Below are 2,850 nucleotides of genomic sequence, written 5' to 3'. Positions count from 1 at the left end.
TAGAAACTAGAACAAATCACTGCTAGTGATGAAAGCATTGAGGATTTCTTTAGTTACTTAACCAAAATCCTCACCAGTGGACTCTGGCTGCTTTCCCTAATCTGGTGTAGCCAGTTTCTGAAAGTGCCAGAATCCACAGCTAAGTATCTGTACGTTCTTCTGAACATCTATCTGATTATTGGAATCGGGTTGCTCATTCTGAGATCCATTGTGGTCATTATCGATAGCATAGACACCCTGACTGTTCAATACTCTAGCCCTGAGAATATCCTGCGATTCTATAGCAATCTCAGGCATCTGATTCCTTTCTTTAAGCGGTGCCTAGAATATATAATCTATGTTAGCATTGCCACCCTGGTGGTTGAGCAGATAGAGATAATTGCTAACTTAGCCACCTATGGATCGAAAGCTGTCAAAATTATCGGTATCATCTTCCTGAGTCGCGGCTTGATCGTGATCGCCAATTTGTTCCTCCAAGAAGCACTGCTGAGGTACCCGAAGCTGACTGATGTGCAGCGAAAGAAGCGGTTAACGATTATTCCCGTACTAGAGAGTTTACTGAAGTACTTGATTTACTTTGGTTCGGGTATATTGATCCTCGATACCATAGAAATTGACGCCACCCCAATCCTAGCGGGTGCTGGCATTGTGGGGCTAGCAGTGGGTCTTGGGGCGCAGAATCTAATTAACGATATGGTTAGTGGATTCTTTATCCTCTTTGAAAACTACTACCTGGTAGGTGACTATATCCAGACAGGGGAAGCGGAGGGGATTGTGGAGGCGATTGAACTGAGAACCACCCGTATTCGACACGTCAATGGTCAAATGTATATTATTCGGAACGGGGATATTGGCTCAATTACCAACTACTCCAAGGATTATATCTATGCTGTAGTGGAAGTTGGCATAGAATATGATGCTGACCTCGATCAGGTGTACAGGGTGATTGAAAAGGTGGGACACCAGTTAAAAGAAAAGTATTCGGAGGTACTTGAACCGACCAAGGTGGATGGAATCGAGGACTTTGGGGATTTTGATCTGTCCATACGAACCATTACCAAAGTTAAACCAGGAAAGCACCACCAGATCAAGCTAGTGCTTCGTAAAATGATTAAGGATTTCTTTGACCAGGAGGGAATTGAATTAAACGCTCAGGATCCGGTGTTTATTTTGAAACAATAGGCTTGAAACAAGCTTAGCCTAGGCAATGGAGGTGAGATCGCACCAGTTGATTGGCCTTGGCCTTTGGGCCACGCTACGCGAATGGCCACGCTACAGTATCGGGCGGTTGAAACTCCCACACTTTGAGGGGCGTTGCACTTTTAGAGAGATTATTGGTGGTGGGATGAAAGAGATAGAACAGTGGGAAGAAAGGTAAGTAAGCTGTAAAACATCTACATCAAGCATATTATATTGATCGCATCTACATATTGGTCGCATCTACATTTAATTGATTTATAAATTGAATCGGCAAGGGGAGAAGATTGTATAGTTTTTCCCGCTTATTCAAAAATAGACAAATTAAATAGGCGACAGCTTAGTAAGGTGGGTTAATAACGCACCTTACTCAAGGGAGTTCCTGGATAAGTCCTGATCAGTTGGAGTTCTCAGTAAATCCTATTTGATTTGTCGGATTTCTCAGGCTATATCCATTGTACCAACTGTCATGCCCCCTAGTTTAAGGACTTTTGTCAATCAACTAGGGGGCTCTCACCATTGGTCTCAGGGCTGAAGCAAATAAGCTATATATAGCGTGTAGCAGTTGAAGCGTTCGCTTAATTGCGGGACGCGCATCCATCCCATTCTGTTTCCTTTGAGTGTACCCTAAGCCGTGGCGCGTTTAAATTTTAGAATTCTGAAGCTAAAACCCAAGCCTAGGCTTAGATCGCTTTTCACGCACTAGATACTGAAGAGCAAACCTAATCTCAAACCCCTTTGAGCTTTTAACTAACTTTTAACTAACTATGGTCAATATAGCCCTGTTTGGTACCAGTGCAGATCCCCCAACTTGTGCTCATCAATCCATTCTCCAGTGGCTATCCCATCACTATGACCAAGTGGTGGTTTGGGCGTCAGATAATCCATTCAAGTCTCATCAGACTACCCTAGAACAACGTTCCCACATGCTCAAGTTACTGATTGAGGAGATTGACCCGTATCAAAATCCGATCCGTGTCAGCCCCGACTTGAGTAGCTCTAGAACCTTGGAAACCATAGCACTAGCTAAACAGCGCTGGGGATTACAGGCAAACATGACTCTGGTGATTGGTGCTGATTTAGTCCGTCAGATGCCCCGTTGGTATCAAATTGAACAATTGTTAAAACAAGTACAGTTGCTGGTGATACCTCGTTCAGGATATGGAGTAGATCAGGCTAGTTTAGAAAAGTTGAAGCATCTAGGAGCACAATTAGCGATCGCTGATATTACGGTACCATCAGTTTCCTCTACAGCGTATCGTGAGAATGGTGATACAAAAGCACTGACTCCTCTGGTTAAGGACTATATCCATCAAGAGCAGTTGTACCAATGACCCAAAGCAGCACCAAACAGGTCAAACTACCAGCTCTAGCCAACGTCCAGGTCGGGGTTGATCCTGTGATTTTTTCCCTCAATACCCAACAAAGCCGCCTTTTGGTACTCCAAGAGGAAGCCTTCCTCGGTAAATCGAGTTTACCAGGAACCTTGGTGTCGGACGGAGAATCATTAGACAATGCTGGGGATTGGCCTTGGCCTTTCGGTACAAAGCTATCCTAGACATCATCTAAACAACATTGCTACTATTAAAAACTGTTGAACGCAATAATGAGTACTGTTTGTTATTGCAGGTTATAGATATATAATGAAGAATA

General features: G+C 43.6%; 4 protein-coding genes. All 4 read left to right on the top strand.

The window, feature by feature from the left end:
- Positions 1-123 precede the first annotated feature (123 nt).
- The 4 genes from F6K20_RS32505 (at position 124) to F6K20_RS32490 (ending at position 2,755) form a co-directional block, all read left to right on the top strand.
- Positions 124-1,182 (top strand): mechanosensitive ion channel family protein, encoded by a 1,059-nt coding sequence (locus F6K20_RS32505; protein WP_287297526.1) that lies wholly within the window; start codon positions 124-126, stop codon positions 1,180-1,182.
- 31 nt (positions 1,183-1,213) lie between these two features.
- Entirely contained in the window at positions 1,214-1,378 is a 165-nt protein-coding gene (locus F6K20_RS32500; RefSeq protein WP_154659667.1) for a hypothetical protein, read from the top strand.
- A gap of 586 nt (positions 1,379-1,964) precedes the next feature.
- Positions 1,965-2,531, top strand: a complete 567-nt coding sequence (locus F6K20_RS32495) for a nicotinate-nucleotide adenylyltransferase (protein WP_008179371.1) — start codon at positions 1,965-1,967, stop codon at positions 2,529-2,531.
- The gene (locus F6K20_RS32490) at positions 2,528-2,755 is read left to right on the top strand and encodes an NUDIX hydrolase (RefSeq protein WP_287297524.1); all 228 of its coding nucleotides are present in this window, start codon (positions 2,528-2,530) and stop codon (positions 2,753-2,755) included. The genes F6K20_RS32495 and F6K20_RS32490 overlap by 4 nt, the downstream gene beginning before the upstream one ends.
- Positions 2,756-2,850: the final 95 nt, after the last annotated feature.

Origin of the sequence: Moorena sp. SIO2C4, assembly GCF_010672485.1 — a bacterium.
Classification (GTDB): Bacteria; Cyanobacteriota; Cyanobacteriia; order Cyanobacteriales; family Coleofasciculaceae; genus Moorena; species Moorena producens.
The sequence above is the reverse complement of the archived record's forward strand: the minus strand, read 5'-3'. Positions and strand labels throughout refer to the sequence as shown.